Annotated in this window: 13 protein-coding genes; 10 read left to right on the top strand and 3 right to left on the bottom strand. The window is 62.1% G+C overall.

The window, feature by feature from the left end; genetic code table 11:
* Positions 1-188 precede the first annotated feature (188 nt).
* From topA to rpmG, 6 genes are all read left to right on the top strand, one after another.
* The gene (gene topA, locus C5L10_RS19680) at positions 189-2,864 is read left to right on the top strand and encodes a type I DNA topoisomerase (protein ID WP_105431076.1); all 2,676 of its coding nucleotides are present in this window, start codon (positions 189-191) and stop codon (positions 2,862-2,864) included.
* Entirely contained in the window at positions 2,861-5,215 is a 2,355-nt protein-coding gene (rnr, locus tag C5L10_RS19675) for a ribonuclease R (protein ID WP_105431075.1), read from the top strand. Before topA ends, rnr begins: the two co-directional genes overlap by 4 nt.
* Position 5,216: 1 nt before the next feature.
* Positions 5,217-5,669 carry a DUF983 domain-containing protein gene (locus C5L10_RS19670; protein ID WP_105431074.1) on the top strand — a complete coding sequence of 151 codons (453 nt, stop codon included), beginning with the start codon at positions 5,217-5,219 and terminating at the stop codon, positions 5,667-5,669.
* Complete coding sequence (locus tag C5L10_RS19665) at positions 5,666-6,352, top strand: NUDIX hydrolase (RefSeq protein WP_080955163.1); 687 nt, start codon at positions 5,666-5,668, stop codon at positions 6,350-6,352. Before C5L10_RS19670 ends, C5L10_RS19665 begins: the two co-directional genes overlap by 4 nt.
* Positions 6,353-6,362: 10 nt before the next feature.
* Positions 6,363-7,547, top strand: coding sequence for an MFS transporter (locus C5L10_RS19660; RefSeq protein WP_105431073.1), 1,185 nt, complete (start codon positions 6,363-6,365; stop codon positions 7,545-7,547).
* Positions 7,548-7,638: 91 nt separating this feature from the next.
* Positions 7,639-7,806 carry a 50S ribosomal protein L33 gene (gene rpmG, locus C5L10_RS19655; protein ID WP_003547442.1) on the top strand — a complete coding sequence of 56 codons (168 nt, stop codon included), beginning with the start codon at positions 7,639-7,641 and terminating at the stop codon, positions 7,804-7,806.
* Between the two features lie 834 nt (positions 7,807-8,640).
* On the opposite strand, the gene C5L10_RS19650 is transcribed toward rpmG, so the two are convergent.
* Positions 8,641-10,011: a PleD family two-component system response regulator gene (locus C5L10_RS19650; RefSeq protein ID WP_105431072.1), complete on the bottom strand. Its 1,371-nt coding sequence runs from the start codon at positions 10,009-10,011 to the stop codon at positions 8,641-8,643.
* Between the two features lie 16 nt (positions 10,012-10,027).
* Positions 10,028-10,399, bottom strand: coding sequence for a response regulator (locus C5L10_RS19645; RefSeq protein ID WP_007765577.1), 372 nt, complete (start codon positions 10,397-10,399; stop codon positions 10,028-10,030).
* Between the two features lie 132 nt (positions 10,400-10,531).
* Here C5L10_RS19645 and C5L10_RS19640 point away from each other — a divergent pair, with 132 nt between their 5' ends.
* Both C5L10_RS19640 and C5L10_RS19635 read left to right on the top strand, forming a co-directional pair.
* A complete protein-coding gene (locus C5L10_RS19640) occupies positions 10,532-10,840 on the top strand; it encodes a DUF3572 domain-containing protein (RefSeq protein WP_105431071.1) in 309 nt (102 codons plus the stop codon).
* A gap of 1 nt (position 10,841) precedes the next feature.
* A complete protein-coding gene (locus C5L10_RS19635) occupies positions 10,842-11,492 on the top strand; it encodes a hypothetical protein (protein ID WP_105431070.1) in 651 nt (216 codons plus the stop codon).
* A 3-nt stretch (positions 11,493-11,495) separates the two neighbouring features.
* Here the strand turns inward: C5L10_RS19635 and C5L10_RS19630 are convergent, their stop codons facing one another.
* The gene (locus C5L10_RS19630) at positions 11,496-12,077 is read right to left on the bottom strand and encodes a GNAT family N-acetyltransferase (RefSeq protein WP_105431069.1); all 582 of its coding nucleotides are present in this window, start codon (positions 12,075-12,077) and stop codon (positions 11,496-11,498) included.
* 77 nt (positions 12,078-12,154) lie between these two features.
* Between C5L10_RS19630 and C5L10_RS19625 the strand changes: the two genes are divergently transcribed.
* Both C5L10_RS19625 and C5L10_RS19620 read left to right on the top strand, forming a co-directional pair.
* Entirely contained in the window at positions 12,155-13,447 is a 1,293-nt protein-coding gene (locus C5L10_RS19625) for a DNA polymerase IV (RefSeq protein WP_105431132.1), read from the top strand.
* A 108-nt stretch (positions 13,448-13,555) separates the two neighbouring features.
* A complete protein-coding gene (locus tag C5L10_RS19620; protein ID WP_105431131.1) occupies positions 13,556-14,929 on the top strand; it encodes a L,D-transpeptidase in 1,374 nt (457 codons plus the stop codon).

Below are 14,929 nucleotides of genomic sequence, written 5' to 3'. Positions count from 1 at the left end.
CGAGGGACCATATCGCATTTATTTAAGATTGCAACCAATTGTAAAACTTCCTCAGGTTGCATCTCGTTGTACCCTATAATTTGGCATACGCCCCTTGACCGCGAGGCAAACGCCCTCCATGTCGGGAGGTCAGATTTCCGCCTGGACTGCAAAGGTTCCGGGCCAAGCCTCTATTGCAGAGAAGCAAAATGAATGTTGTCGTCGTAGAATCTCCCGCCAAGGCCAAGACAATCAACAAGTATCTCGGCCCCGGCTACAAGGTTCTCGCCTCGTTCGGCCATGTGCGCGATCTCCCGGCCAAGGACGGTTCCGTACTTCCCGACCAGGACTTCGAAATGCTGTGGGAAGTCGATAGCGCCTCCCAGAAGCGCATGAAGGATATCGCCGACGCCCTGAAAGGCTCGGACGGCCTGTTCCTCGCGACCGACCCGGATCGCGAAGGCGAAGCCATTTCCTGGCACGTGCTCGACCTTTTGAAGAAGAAGAAGCTGATCGGCGACAAGCCGGTCAAGCGCGTGGTCTTCAACGCCATCACCAAGAAGGCCGTGCTCGATGCGATGGCCAATCCGCGCGATATCGACGTGCCGCTGGTGGACGCCTATCTCGCCCGCCGCGCCCTCGACTACCTGGTCGGCTTCAATCTGTCGCCAGTGCTATGGCGCAAGCTGCCGGGCGCACGCTCGGCCGGCCGCGTGCAGTCGGTTGCGCTGCGGCTCGTCTGCGACCGCGAGTCGGAGATCGAACGTTTCATCTCGGAAGAGTACTGGAACCTGTCGGCGCTGTTGTGCACCCCGCGCGGCGACGAGTTCGAGGCGCGCCTCGTCTCGGCCGACGGCAAGCGGCTGCAGGGCCGCTCGATCAAGAACGGCGAGGACGCCAACCGCCTGAAGGCGCTGCTCGACGGCGCGACTTATCTGGTCGACACGGTCGAGGCGAAGCCTGTCAAGCGCAACCCCGGCCCGCCCTTCACCACCTCGACGCTGCAGCAGGCCGCCTCCTCGAATATCGGCTTCAACGCGTCGCGCACCATGCAGGTGGCACAGAAGCTTTATGAAGGCGTCGATATCGGCGGCGAGACGGTCGGTCTCATTACTTATATGCGTACCGATGGCGTGCAGATGGCGCCTGAAGCGGTCGATGCTGCCCGCAGCGCCATCGTCGACCAGTTCGGACAGCGTTACCTGCCGGAAAAGCCGCGCTTCTATTCCACTAAGGCGAAAAACGCCCAAGAAGCCCACGAAGCGATCCGCCCGACCGAATTCACCCGCACCCCGGACCAGGTGCGCCGTTATCTCGACGCCGACCAAGCCCGTCTCTACGAGCTGATCTGGAAGCGCGGCATCGCCAGCCAGATGGCGCCCGCCGAGATCGAGCGCACCACGGTCGAGATCCTCGCCGACAACAAGGGCGAGAAGGCTGGCCTGCGCGCCGTCGGCTCGGTGATCCGTTTCGACGGCTTCCTCGGCGCCTACGTGGACAACCGCGAGGATGCCGAAAAGGGCGAGGATGACGATGAAGATGGTCGCCTGCCGGAGATCAACGCCCGCGAAAAGCTCGACAAGAACAAGGTGAATGCCAGCCAGCACTTCACCGAGCCGCCACCGCGGTATTCGGAAGCCTCGCTGATCAAGAAGATGGAAGAGCTCGGCATCGGCCGCCCGTCCACCTATGCCGCGACGCTGAAGACGCTGAGCGACCGCGAATACGTGACGATGGACAATCGCAAGCTGATCCCGCATTCGAAGGGCCGGCTGGTGACGGCGTTCCTCGAAAGCTTCTTCACGAAATACGTCGAATACGACTTCACCGCCGACCTGGAAGAAAAGCTCGACAAGATCTCGGCCGGCGAACTCGACTGGAAGCAGGTTCTTCGCGAATTCTGGCAGAATTTCTTCGCCCAGATCGAGGACACCAAGGAACTGCGCGTCACCAACGTGCTTGATGCGCTGAACGAGACGCTGGCGCCGCTGGTCTTCCCGAAGCGGGAGGACGGCAGCGATCCGCGCATCTGCCAGGTCTGCGGCACCGGCAACCTATCGCTGAAGCTCGGCAAGTACGGCGCCTTCGTCGGCTGCTCGAACTATCCGGACTGTAACTACACCCGCCAGCTTTCCTCGGAAGGCGGCGCGGATGCGGAGGCGAACGCTCTCAACGAACCGAAGGCGCTCGGTGCCGATCCACATACGGGCGAGGAACTGACTCTGCGTTCGGGCCGGTTCGGGCCCTATATCCAGCGCGGCGAAGGCAAGGAAGCGAAGCGTTCGTCGCTACCCAAGGGCTGGAAGCCCGAGGATATCGACCACGAAAAGGCGCTGGCATTGATCAACCTGCCGCGCGACGTCGGCAAACATCCGGAATCGGGCAAGATGATCTCGGCGGGGCTTGGCCGCTACGGGCCGTTCCTGCTGCATGACGGCAGCTATGCCAACCTGGAGAGCATCGAGGACGTGTTCTCGATCGGCCTCAACCGCGCTGTAACCGTGCTTGCCGAAAAGCAGAGCAAGGTGGCGGCTGGCGGTGGCCGCGGCCGTGGCACGCCTGCGGCACTGAAGGAACTCGGCGACCATCCGGATGGCGGCACGATCACCGTGCGTGACGGCAAATACGGCCCTTACGTCAATTGGGGCAAGGTCAACGCGACGCTGCCGAAGGGGCTCGACCCGCAATCGGTGACGATGGAGCAGGCGATGGCCTTCATCATCGAAAAGGGCGGCAAGGCGCCGTCGTCAAAGGCAAAGCCGAAGAAAGCCGCCGCCAAGACGTCCACCGACACCAAGAAGGCAGCACCGAAAACCAAGACGGCCGCCAAGGCGAAAGCTCCGGTGAAGAAGGCAGCACCCAAGGCGAAGAAGACAGGCACGTGAGAGAACCACGCGATAGATCGAGACATCCGGGAAAACGCCCCGACAAGGTTGCCCGCGGTCACACCGCTTCCACAACGGAAAAGCCGGTGATCATCCACGGTGCCGTGCCGCCACGTGATGTCCTGCTCGAATTCATCGCCGAAAACCCGGACAAGGGGTCGAAGCGGGAGATCGCCAAGGCTTTCGGGCTGAAGGGCGACACCCGCGTCGAACTGAAGGATCTCCTGCGGACGCTGGAGGAGGAAGGTCTTCTCAAGAAGAGCCGCAAGTCGCTGACCCGTCCCGATGCGCTGCCGCCGGTCACCGTTCTCGACATCACCACCCGCGACAAGGATGGCGAACTGATCGCCCGCCCGGCCGAATGGCCGGAGGAGCTGGGTGCCGCCCCGGCGGTGCTCATCCGCCAATCGTCGGACAGTCGCGGCAAAGGCAGGGTGACTGCCGCAGGTCTCAACGACCGGGTTCTGGCAAAGATCTTCCCGAACAAGGATCGGACCGGCCCTGCCTATACCGCCCGCGTCATCAAGATCATCGACAAACGCCGCGGCGCCTCGCTCGGCATCGTCCATCAGCTCGCCGATGGCGAGCTGCGCCTGCTGCCGATCGACCGGCGCGGCGAGGAAATGGTGATCGAGCCCGCCGATATCGGCGAGGCCAAGGACGGCGACCTGGTCGAGACGGAAGTCCTCCGCTCCGGCCGCTTCGGCCTGCCCCGCGCCCGGGTTCTGTCGATCGTTGGCACGATCGGCTCGGAAAAGGCGATCTCGATGATCGCCGTATATTCGCACGGCATTCCGCATATCTTCCCGAAACAGGTGATGGACGAGGCCGAAGCGGCCAAGCCCGCCACCATGGCGCAGCGCGAGGACTGGCGTTCGCTGCCGCTGATCACCATCGACCCGGCCGACGCCAAGGACCATGACGACGCGGTCTATGCCGAGCTCGACCCCTCGCCCGACAACCCGGACGGCGTCATCGTCACCGTCGCGATCGCCGACGTCTCCTGGTATATCCGCGCCGGCTCGGCCCTCGACCGCGAGGCGCTGAAGCGCGGCAACTCGGTCTATTTCCCGGATCGCGTCGTGCCGATGCTGCCCGAGCGTATCTCCAACGATCTCTGCTCGCTGCGCGAAGGCGAGGACAGACCGGCGCTTGCCGTACGCATGGTCTTCTCCAGGGAAGGCCGCAAGGCAGGCCACACGTTCCACCGCATCATGATGAAGAGTGCCGCCAAGCTCTCCTATCAACAGGCGCAGGCGGCGATCGACGGCAAGCCGGACGACAAGACCGGACCGCTGCTCGATCCGATCCTGAAGCCGCTCTGGCATGCCTATGGAGTGATGAAGCGCGGCCGCGACCGCCGCCAGCCGCTGGAACTCGACATGCCGGAGCGCAAGATCCTGCTGAAACCCGACGGCACGGTCGATCGTGTGCACGTTCCCGAGCGGCTCGATGCCCACAAGCTCATCGAAGAGATGATGATCCAGGCGAACGTCGCCGCCGCCGAGACGCTGGAAAAGAAGCGCCAGGCGCTGATCTACCGCATCCACGACACGCCGTCGCTTGCCAAGCAGGAGACGCTGCGCGAGTTTCTCGCGACGCTCGGCATTCCGATGGCCAAGGGCGGCCAGATGCGCGCCAACTCGTTCAACGGCATTCTCGCGAAAGCTGAAGGCACCGCCCACCAGGTGATGGTCAACGAGATGGTGTTGCGCTCCCAGAGCCAGGCGATCTACAGCCCCGAAAATATCGGCCATTTCGGCCTCAACCTGATGAAATACGCGCATTTCACCTCGCCGATCCGCCGTTATGCCGACCTGATCGTGCACCGCGCGCTGGTCGGATCGCTGGGCTTGGGCGAAGGCGGCATCAGGCCGGAGGAAGAGGCTCAGCTCGACGATATCGCCGCCGAGATCTCGACCTTCGAACGCCGTGCGATGGCCGCCGAGCGCGATACGATCAACCGGCTGATCGCCCATCACCTCTCCGAGCGCATCGGCGAGGAATTCGTCGGCCGCGTCTCCGGTGTCACCAAGGCGGGACTATTTGTCTCGCTTCCGACCTATGGTGCGGACGGATTCATACCTATATCCACGCTCGGCGACGACTACTTCATCTACGACGAGGCGCATCAGGCGCTTGTCGGGGAGAAGATCGGTCTAGGCTATCAACTCGGCGATACGGTCGACGTGCGGCTGAAGCAGGCCATCCCGCTTGCGGGCGCGCTGCAGTTCGAAATGCTGAGCGAGGGCAAGAAATTGCCGACCGCAACACGCTCCTTCCACAAATCGGGGCGGCGCGGCCGGACCCAACCCGGCACGCGGCCTCCGCGGAGCGGCCGAAGGAGATAGGATGCAGAAGCAGGACGAACAGACGGTCCGATACGGTGGCGCACAGGAGGCCGAAAGGCCGCTCGGCCGCTCCATCAAGCGGGGCTTGCTCTGCACCTGTCCTGCCTGCGGCACCGGCCGCCTGTTCCGGGCGTTCCTCAAACCGGTCGATACCTGCGCCGTCTGCAGCGAGGAAATCCATCATCACCGCGCCGACGACCTGCCGGCCTATCTGGTGATCGTCGTCGTCGGCCACGTGCTGATGACCGGCTACATGCTGACGGACATGACGCTTCGGGTCTCGCCCTGGGTGCATCTCGCCATCTGGGTGCCGCTGGCGATCCTCGCGGCGCTTCTGACCATCCAGCCGATCAAGGGCGGCGTCATCGGCTTCCAGTGGGCGCTGAAGATGCACGGCTTCAATGGCACGGACGATGAAGCCCTCGATCCGGGCCGGGGCGGACCGATCCCATGACATCGTCTGCCGAGGAACAGGCTCCGTTCGCAATGGACGCGCCGAAGCATGCGCGCGTGGCCGGCGTGGCGCCCAAGGACGCAGCTTCCCTGATCCTGATCGATCGCTCGGACGTGGCTCCCCGAGTCCTCATGGGCCGGCGCGGCAGCGGCCATGTCTTCATGCCGGATGTCTACGTGTTCCCGGGCGGCAAGCGCGACCCTCGCGACCATGCCCTTCCCTTCGGCGCCGACCTCGATCCACTCGTCTTCGAAAAGCTGGCGGCAGGCACCACCGCCCGCATGACCTCGGCCCGGGCCCGGGCACTGGCGCTCGCGGCCCTCAGGGAACTCCAGGAGGAGACCGGGCTTGCCGGCGGCGGCGCTGCCGACCTTTCCCGCCTGCGCTACGTCGCCCGCGCCATCACGCCGCCAGGCAATGTCCGGCGCTACGATACGCGCTTCTTTCTCACCTTTGCCGACGAAACCCGCTTCGACATGACGCGCCTGGGCGACTCAAGCGAACTTCAGGACGTGCGCTGGCTTGACATTGCCGAGCTTTCAGGTCTGAAACTCCCGCGCATCACACAGGCGGTTCTGGAGGACGTGAAAAACCTGATGGTCTCCGATCCATCTTTACCGTTTGGAAGCCCGGTGTCCTTCTACTTCATGCGTCATGGACGATTCGTCCGCAGCCGACTGTAAGGAATATTGAATGGCTCAGCCGACGACAGACGCCAACGGCCATGTCGACAAGATCCACTGGCCATCGCTGATCGCCGCCATATCCGCCATCAGTGCAGTGGGCATCGCCATCGGCCTCGGCCTGCCGCTCCTCAGCATCATTCTTGAAAAGCGCGGAATTTCCTCCACCCTGATCGGCCTCAACGCCGCCATGGCCGGCGTCGCCTCCATGGCCGCCGCGCCGATCACCACCAAGATCGCTCACGACTACGGCGTCGCGCGGACGATGATGTTCGCGGTGCTCGTCGCCGCAGTCAGCGCCATCGGCTTCTTTTACGCGGATGCCTTCTGGATGTGGTTCCCGTTGCGCTTCACCTTCCATGGCGCGACGACGACGCTTTTCATCCTGTCGGAATTCTGGATCAACGAGGCGGCCCCTCCCCGGCGCCGTGGGCTCGTTCTCGGCATCTATGCCACGGTGCTGGCCATCGGCTTCGCGATCGGGCCCCTGCTCTTCTCTGCGCTCGGCAGCGACGGCGTCCTGCCATTCCTGGTCGGCGCGGCGATCATCATGCTGGCGATCATCCCGATCTTCATCGCCCGCAATGAAAGCCCTGTGCTGGATACCAAGCCGGACCGGCACTTCTTCCACTACATCTTCCTTGTGCCGACAGCGACGGCGGCGGTATTCGCCTTCGGCGCGGTTTCGGCAGGCGGGCTGTCGCTGTTCCCGATCTATGCGATTCGTTCGGCGCTGACCGAGCAGCAGGCCGCCCTGCTGCTGACGGTGATGGGCATCGGCAATATGGCCTTCCAGATCCCGCTCGGCCTCTATTCCGACAAGCTGAGGGATCGGCGGCCGCTGCTGACTGCCATGGCGGTGCTCGGCGTCGCGGGATCGCTTGCCTTGCCCTTCCTGATCCAGAACTGGATCATGATGGCCGTGGTACTGTTCTTCTGGGGCGGTTGCGTCTCCGGCCTCTATACCGTCGGCCTGGCGCATCTCGGATCGCGGCTCAGCGGAGCCGACCTTGCCGCCGCCAACGCAGCCTTCATCTTCTGTTATGCGGTCGGCACGGTTGCCGGCCCGCAGGGCATTGGCGCGGCCATCGATATCGCCGGCAATGACGGTTTTGCCTGGGCATTGGCGGGATTCTTTGGCTTCTATGTGCTGGTTTCCATCTGCCGAATGCTTTTCCGGTCAAAACGGAGTTGACTTTTCGGGCGCGATTTGTAATTTCGCGCCAGATTTCGCCGTGGACCCAACCCGCGTCCGCGGCTTCATTTTTTCTTAGAGGCAGAACACCATGGCGAAAGCTACGACCATCAAGATCAAGCTGCTGTCGACGGCTGACACCGGTTTCTTCTACGTCACCACGAAGAACAGCCGCACGATGACCGACAAGATGACCAAGACGAAGTACGACCCGGTCGCCAAGAAGCACGTCGAGTTCAAGGAAACCAAGATCAAGTAAGGCCTTGATCCGGGGGTTGTAGAAGGGCGCCGGCCGATAGAGCCAGGCGCCTTTTCTTTTGGGCTTTACCCTGATTCTCCCATTGCCGCGGGCTTTCCGGAAGTCGGAACCGATTTTCGGGCCCGTGCGGTAGACGAGTGATCCAGAGCGGGACAAGCTGCGTAGAAATGAAAAAGCGCCGCCCCAGAGACTGGAAGCGGCGCTTTCAAATGGGGGTCGACCAGCCTGCAATCACGGCACGAGGAACCGCTTTGGTATGCCTGCCGGTCGACCGACCCCACGACCCAGGAGATGCGGCGGACCTGAGCATCATGGGGTATCTATGTACCATTTCGGGTACACTGTCTGGTCGGGGCCAAAATTGCGCAAAACGAAAAGAAAATCAACACAATCTTAATCTCGAACCGAATCCTTCACTGTTGTTGGTTAAAATCCGCGGCCGCTACTCATGTTTTTTCGATTTTCTTGGCATAAATCCGAAGTTACTCCCGGCGCCTGGTATGCTTACTTTGATCTAGCTCTTAGAAATGCCTTCTCAGTTTCAAGCACATCCTTGGCGAGCACTGTCTATCTTCTCAGCCATGCAAAAAATTCAAAGCCAATACAAACAGCTATTCTCTATCGGCAAATCTGAGAGTGCGTGAATACATTCGAAATTTCTTGAATGCGCTGCAGCAGTCCCGTTAACTGACGGCTGTTCATGAAATTCTTCCATTAATTAGCACCTGCAAAAAGTTGGGTTCCACCCAAAAATAACTGGGGACCGGGTGCTTCTTTCTGGGTGTTTTCGCCGTTCGGCGAAGGCTCAGAGGAATTTCAGGACCTGTTGATTCTCTACGCGGCTGCGGCAACCACCCGGTTGCGCCCGCTGTTTTTCGCTTCATACAACGCGCGGTCGGCCTGCTTCAGGAGCTGTTCCGGCGTTTCGGCGCCCTGCGTGCTGCAGGCGAGGCCGAGCGAGGCGGTGATATTGAGCATGATACCCGCTGTCTTCAAATGAAACGGCTGGCTCTCGATGATGCTGCGCAGCCGTTCGGCAATCGCTCCGGCCGACATGGCGTCTGTATCGGGCATGACCACCACGAATTCCTCACCCCCGTAACGGCAGGCAAGATCGGCTCCCCGAACCGTCGAGCGGACTCGAGCTGCAAACTCCTTCAGAACCTCGTCGCCGGCATCGTGACCGTAGGCATCGTTGACCGACTTGAAGCGGTCGATATCGGTGATGCAGACGGACAGCGGCTTGGAGCGTGCGGCAGCCCGGTTGAACAGTACCTTGAGGTGATTGTCGAGATAACGCCGGTTGCTGAGACCGGTCAGCCCGTCGGTGACGGCAAGCTCGATCGTCTGGCGCATACTCATGCGCAGGCGATCGTTGTAGCGCTTGCGCTTGATCTGGGTGAGCACGCGGGCCACGAGTTCGTTCGGATCGATCGGCCGGACGATATAGTCGTTGACGCCGAGGTCGAGCGCTCGCACGATCAAATCGTCGGCGCCCATCTCGGTCACCAGCAGCAGCGGCAGGAAGCGGGTGCGCTCCAACGAGCGCAGCTGCGAGCAGAGCCTCAGTGGATCGTAGTCGTCGAAATTGGCGTTGACGATCACAAGATCGACCGGACTCTCCGCCGCCTCGAAAAGTGCCGCCTGCGGATCGGACATGGCAATGACGCCGGCAACCGGCTTCAACGCCTTGATGATGCGCTCCTGCGAGCTCGCGCGGCCATCGACGAGCAGGACCTGGGCAGTCTCTTCGCGGCCGTCGGCACCCTTCAGCATGTCTTCCAGCCCGATATTGCTGGCAGTGTCGGCGCGGATGCGCAGTTCGTCGCTGAGCGTCTTCAGCCGCACCAGGCTTTTCACGCGCGAGATGAGCTGCAGGTCGTTGACCGGTTTGGTCAGGAAATCGTCGGCACCGGCCTTCAGGCCGCGCACGCGGTCGGAGGGCTGGTCGAGCGCGGTGACCATGACGACGGGAATATGGGCGGTGCGCGGATTGCTCTTCAGCCGCTCGCAGACTTCGAAACCGTCGATGCCGGGCATCATGATGTCGAGCAGGATCAGGTCCACATGCGTGCTGTCGCAGATTGCCAGCGCCTTGTAGCCGTCGTCGGCGGTCAGGACGTCGAAATATTCAGCCAGAAGCCTGGCTTCGAGCAGCTTCACATTCGCTGGAATATCGTCGACTACCAGTATCCGCGCCGTCATGAGGTCCGTCCCGTTTTCACGCGTCGCCGAGATATGTTTTAATCGTCTCGATAAACTTCGGCACCGATATGGGTTTCGAGACATAGGCCTCGCAACCGCCCTGGCGAATGCGTTCCTCGTCGCCCTTCATGGCAAAGGCGGTCACCGCGATCACCGGAATGACGTGCAATTCATCGTCTTCCTTCAGCCATTTGGTGACTTCCAGACCCGAAACCTCGGGCAGCTGGATGTCCATCAAAATCAGGTCGGGGCGATGTTTGCGTGCAAGATCAAGCGCTTCCATACCGTTGCGGGTCTGGATGGTATCGTATCCCGATGCTTCGATCAGGTCGCGGAAGAGCTTCATGTTCAGCTCGTTGTCCTCGACGATCATAACCCGTTTGGGCATAGCGATCCGTTCCTTAAATCCCGGCTTGCATGAGTGCCTTCAGTATATAAGCTCCCGGAACGGCCGATTCCACAGAGCGCCTATCAGGCACGGTAAAGCCATTTAGTTGAAAAAGAGGTAACTCGGCGGACAATGCGGCGCGAACCCGGTAATGCTCGAAGCAACGAAGCCAAGGCGGAAGATACGGCAGGCGCCATTCTCGGCTGGCTCGCCAACGAACCCGACATGCTGGGCCGATTCCTCGCCCTTTCCGGCGTACAGCCCAACCAGTTGCGCAATGCGGTAAACGATCCCGGCTTTCTTGCAGGGATGATCGATTTCCTGATGGGTCACGAGCCGACCCTGCTTGCCTTCTGTGAGGCGACGGGTACAAAGCCAGAGACCGTGGCAGCAGCCTGGCAGCATTATTCCGGTCCAGGGCTCGGCTCCGGCGACTATTGAGATGAGCGAAATCCTCGACCTTTCCCATGTGCGCCTCGGCGACCGGCCGCTCGTCGTTTGCGATATCGACGATGTGGTGCTGCACTTCGTGGCCCCCTTTCAGGATTTTCTGCGCGGCGAAGGTCATGAACTGCGGCCACGTTCCTTCCGCCTTACCGGCAATATCGTCTCCGTCGAGACCGAGACGGCGCTCGAGCCTGTGCAGGTGCGGGGGCTGATCGAAGCCTTTTTCGAGGCGCAGGAAAACTGGCAGATCCCGACCGAATTTGTCGTCCAGACACTGCAGACGCTGTCGGAGGATGCGGACGTCGTGTTCCTTACCGCTATGCCTCCGCGCTATCGCGACCACCGCCGCCGGCTTCTCGACCAGATCGGCCTCACCTTCCCACTGATCGCCAGCGAGGAGCCCAAGGGTCCGATCATGCAGCGCCTGCATGCCGGACGTCCCCTGCCCTGCGTCTTCATCGACGACATGGCACACAATCTCCACTCGGTGCGGGATCATGTCGCCGAATGCCTCGTCCTCCACATGATGCCCGACTCGCCCCTGCATCTGCTGGCGCCGAAACCGGACGAAGGCATCGTCAGGGCTGCCGACTGGGCCCACGCTGCCGAACTTATCCGTCACCATATCCAACCCAAAGCCGCCTGACATCTAAAGTTCCAGCCGCATCAGCGGTCGTCCCTCCTTGCGGCGCTCCACCACTTCGAAGCCGGCGGCGTCGAAGATCGCCGTCGAGCCGATGCACAGCGTCACCGATTTCGACTGCTTCACATGATCGATCGGACAGGCATCGACGAACCGCGCTCCCATCTGGCGCGCATAGTCGATGGCGCCAGACAGCAGGCGGTGGCTCAGCCCTTTGCCCCTAAACTTCGGCGTCAGGAAAAAACAGCTGACCGCCCAGACAGAGGGATCGGTTGCATCCGCCTCATCCAGCGGGCGCGAGACGGTGCGCGGCGAATTGAACTGCGGCACATCATGGCGCGGTCCGACCTGCACCCAAGCGACCGGCCCGCCATCCGCGTAGGCCAGAATGCCGGGCGGCGCACCGGCATTTATACGGTCATGGATATGATCCTTGCGCTCCTGCGGCCGCATCCTGGTGCGCACCGCATGCGGCAGGCGCAGCGCGACGCACCAACAGTCACAGAAGGCTCCATGTGAGCCGAAGAGCATTTCGAAATCCTCCCAGCGCTCCGCCGTCACAGGCTCGAAACGAAGATCGATATCCACGCCAAACCTCTATGCTCTCCCTTGTGACTCACGAGCTTAGGCCTTAACGTCGCGGTGTTCAACCTTTGTTCTCTGCCATGACGCCCACGCCTGACAAGACACCCGGCTTCTGTCGCGACTGCCTTGCTGAGCAGAAGGCGGAAGTGCGCCGTTGCCGCGCCTGCGGCAGCCCGCGTCTCGTCTATCACAAGGAACTCTACGCGCTGACGCTGGCGCATATCGATTGCGACGCCTTCTATGCGACGATCGAAAAACGCGACAATCCGGAGCTTGCCGACAAGCCGGTGATCATCGGCGGCGGCAAACGCGGCGTCGTCTCGACCGCCTGCTACATCGCCCGCATCAACGGCGTCCGCTCGGCGATGCCTATGTTCAAGGCGCTGGAACTCTGCCCCGACGCCGTCGTGATCCCGCCGAACATGGAAAAATACGTCACCGTCGGACGGCAGGTGCGCGCCATGATGCACGATCTGACGCCGCTGGTTCAGCCGCTGTCGATCGACGAGGCCTTTCTCGAACTCGCCGGCACCGAACGGCTGCACCACGCCCCGCCGGCGCGAATTCTCGCCAAGTTCGCCAGGCGGGTGCAGGACGAGATCGGCATCAGCGTTTCGGTCGGCCTCTCCTATTGCAAGTTTCTCGCCAAGGTCGCCTCGGATCTTCAGAAGCCCCGCGGTTTTTCGGTAATTGGCCAGGACGAGGCGCTGGAATTCCTGGCGGCGCGGCCCGTCACCACCATCTGGGGCGTCGGCAAGGCGTTCAACGCGACGCTGGAGGCGGACGGGATCCGCACCATCGGCCAGCTCCAGACCATGCAGGAAGCCGACCTGATGCGCCGCTACGGCTCGATGGGCCAGCGGCTCTATCGGCTTTCGCGCGGCATCGACGACCGGGAGGTGCATGTAAACGACGCGGCCAAGAGCGTTTCGGCCGAGACCACCTTCTTCGACGATATCTCCAGCTATGACGACCTCGTGCCGATCCTGAGGCGGCTTTCGGAAAAGGTCTCGGCGCGGCTGAAGAAACACGGTATTGCCGGGCAGACCGTCGTTCTCAAGCTGAAGACCTCCGACTTCAAGAGCCGCACCCGCAACAAGCGGCTGGAGGACCCGACCCAGCTCGCCGACCGCATTTTCCGCACCGGGCTGTCGCTGATGGAACGCGAGACCGACGGCACCAAATTCCGCCTGCTGGGCATCGGCGTCACCGATCTCGGCGATCCCACACTTGCCGATCCGCCCGACCTCGTCGACCGCCAGGCCGGCCGGCGGGCGGCTGCGGAAGCGGCGATGGACAAGCTGCGCGACAAATTCGGCAAGGCCGCCGTCGAGACCGGATATACTTTCGGGAACCGCCGACGGGATCAATGAAATGTGATCCGTTATTAACCATAACGTTAAAACTACTCGCGGCGCGGATAACCTTCCTTAAACCTCGTGCGCTAATATGCGGGTCTTGTATTGCGTATGGGGTCGGTCATGTTGCGTCGCCTGGTGTTCGGGTTAGGTCTTTTGTCTGCGACCATGCTGTCGCATGCGGCTTTTGCGGAAGGTGCCCGCACGCTGCAGATCATCGTTTCCAAGGACAAGCAGTCGCTTGTCGTCTATGACGGCGAAACGGTCCTCACCACCTCCAAGGTGTCGACCGGCAAGCAAGGCCACACGACGCCGAGCGGGATCTTCTCGATCCTCGAAAAACAGAAATATCACGAATCCAACCTCTATTCGAACGCGCCCATGCCGTGGATGCAGCGCCTGACCTGGTCGGGCATCGCGCTTCACGAATCGAACAGCGTGCCGAGCTATCCGGCCTCGCATGGCTGCGTGCGCATGCCGGGCGCATTTGCCAAATCGCTCTTCCAGATGACCGAGCGCGGCGCGCATGTGATCATCACTGATGCGCCGGTCGTGCCGCAATTGATCGTGAACGCCAACCTGTTCCTGCCGCGCAAGCCGCTGCCGACAGGACCGCTGCTTTCCGATGTCCAACTGCGGACCTCGTCGATCGGCAGCAGCTCGAAACCGGTCGAAGTGGCGATGAACGTCGTTCCGAACAATCCCTCGATCGTCCATCCGACGACCGACGCGCGGCCGGCTCCGACCCAACCGGTCGCGGCCGCGAAAGAGGATGATGTCGCACCGCTGCGCATCCTCATCACCCGCCGCGGCGAGCGCGAGACTTTGATGGATGCCCAGATCCTGCTGCAGCAGCTCGGGTTCGACACCGGCGGCGGCGACGGGTTCGCCGGCCCGATGACGCGCAGCGCGATTGCCGGCTTCAAGCGCTGGAAGAACCTGTCGCCCAAGGGCGCGCTGGTGACGCCGGAATTCCTGGCGTCTCTCTACGAAACCGCGGGCAAGTCGCGTCCGCCGATGGGCCAGATCATGGTGCGCCAAAATTTCCAGCCGCTGTTCGAGGCTCCGGTCGGCATCAAGGATCCCGAAATCGCGCTCGGCACGCATTTCTTCAGCGTCGACAAGGTCGAGCGCAAGGAAGAGACGGCCGAATGGCACAGCGTCACGGTTCCCAACGGCCTCAGCGCTGCGATGAAGCAGCGGCTCGGGATCACCGTCGCCGACGATCCTTACGCGCCGGGCGCCGCCACACAGGCTCTTAACCGCATCGAAATCCCGGCCGACATTCGCGACCGGATCGAAACGCTGATCAGCGACGGCTCGTCTCTGACGATCAACGACCAGGGTATCGGCCAGGATACCGGCGACGGCACCGATTTCATCACCGTCACCCAGCCGGTGCAGCGGGTGGCCGAAGCGCAGGCCTCCATCACCAGGCCGCAGCCGGTCAGCCAGCGGCGGACGGCGGCGAAGCCCCGCGCCTACGGCCTCTATTAA

The organism is Neorhizobium sp. T6_25, from assembly GCF_002968555.1.
Taxonomy (GTDB): Bacteria; Pseudomonadota; Alphaproteobacteria; order Rhizobiales; family Rhizobiaceae; genus Neorhizobium.
The sequence above is the reverse complement of the archived record's forward strand: the minus strand, read 5'-3'. Positions and strand labels throughout refer to the sequence as shown.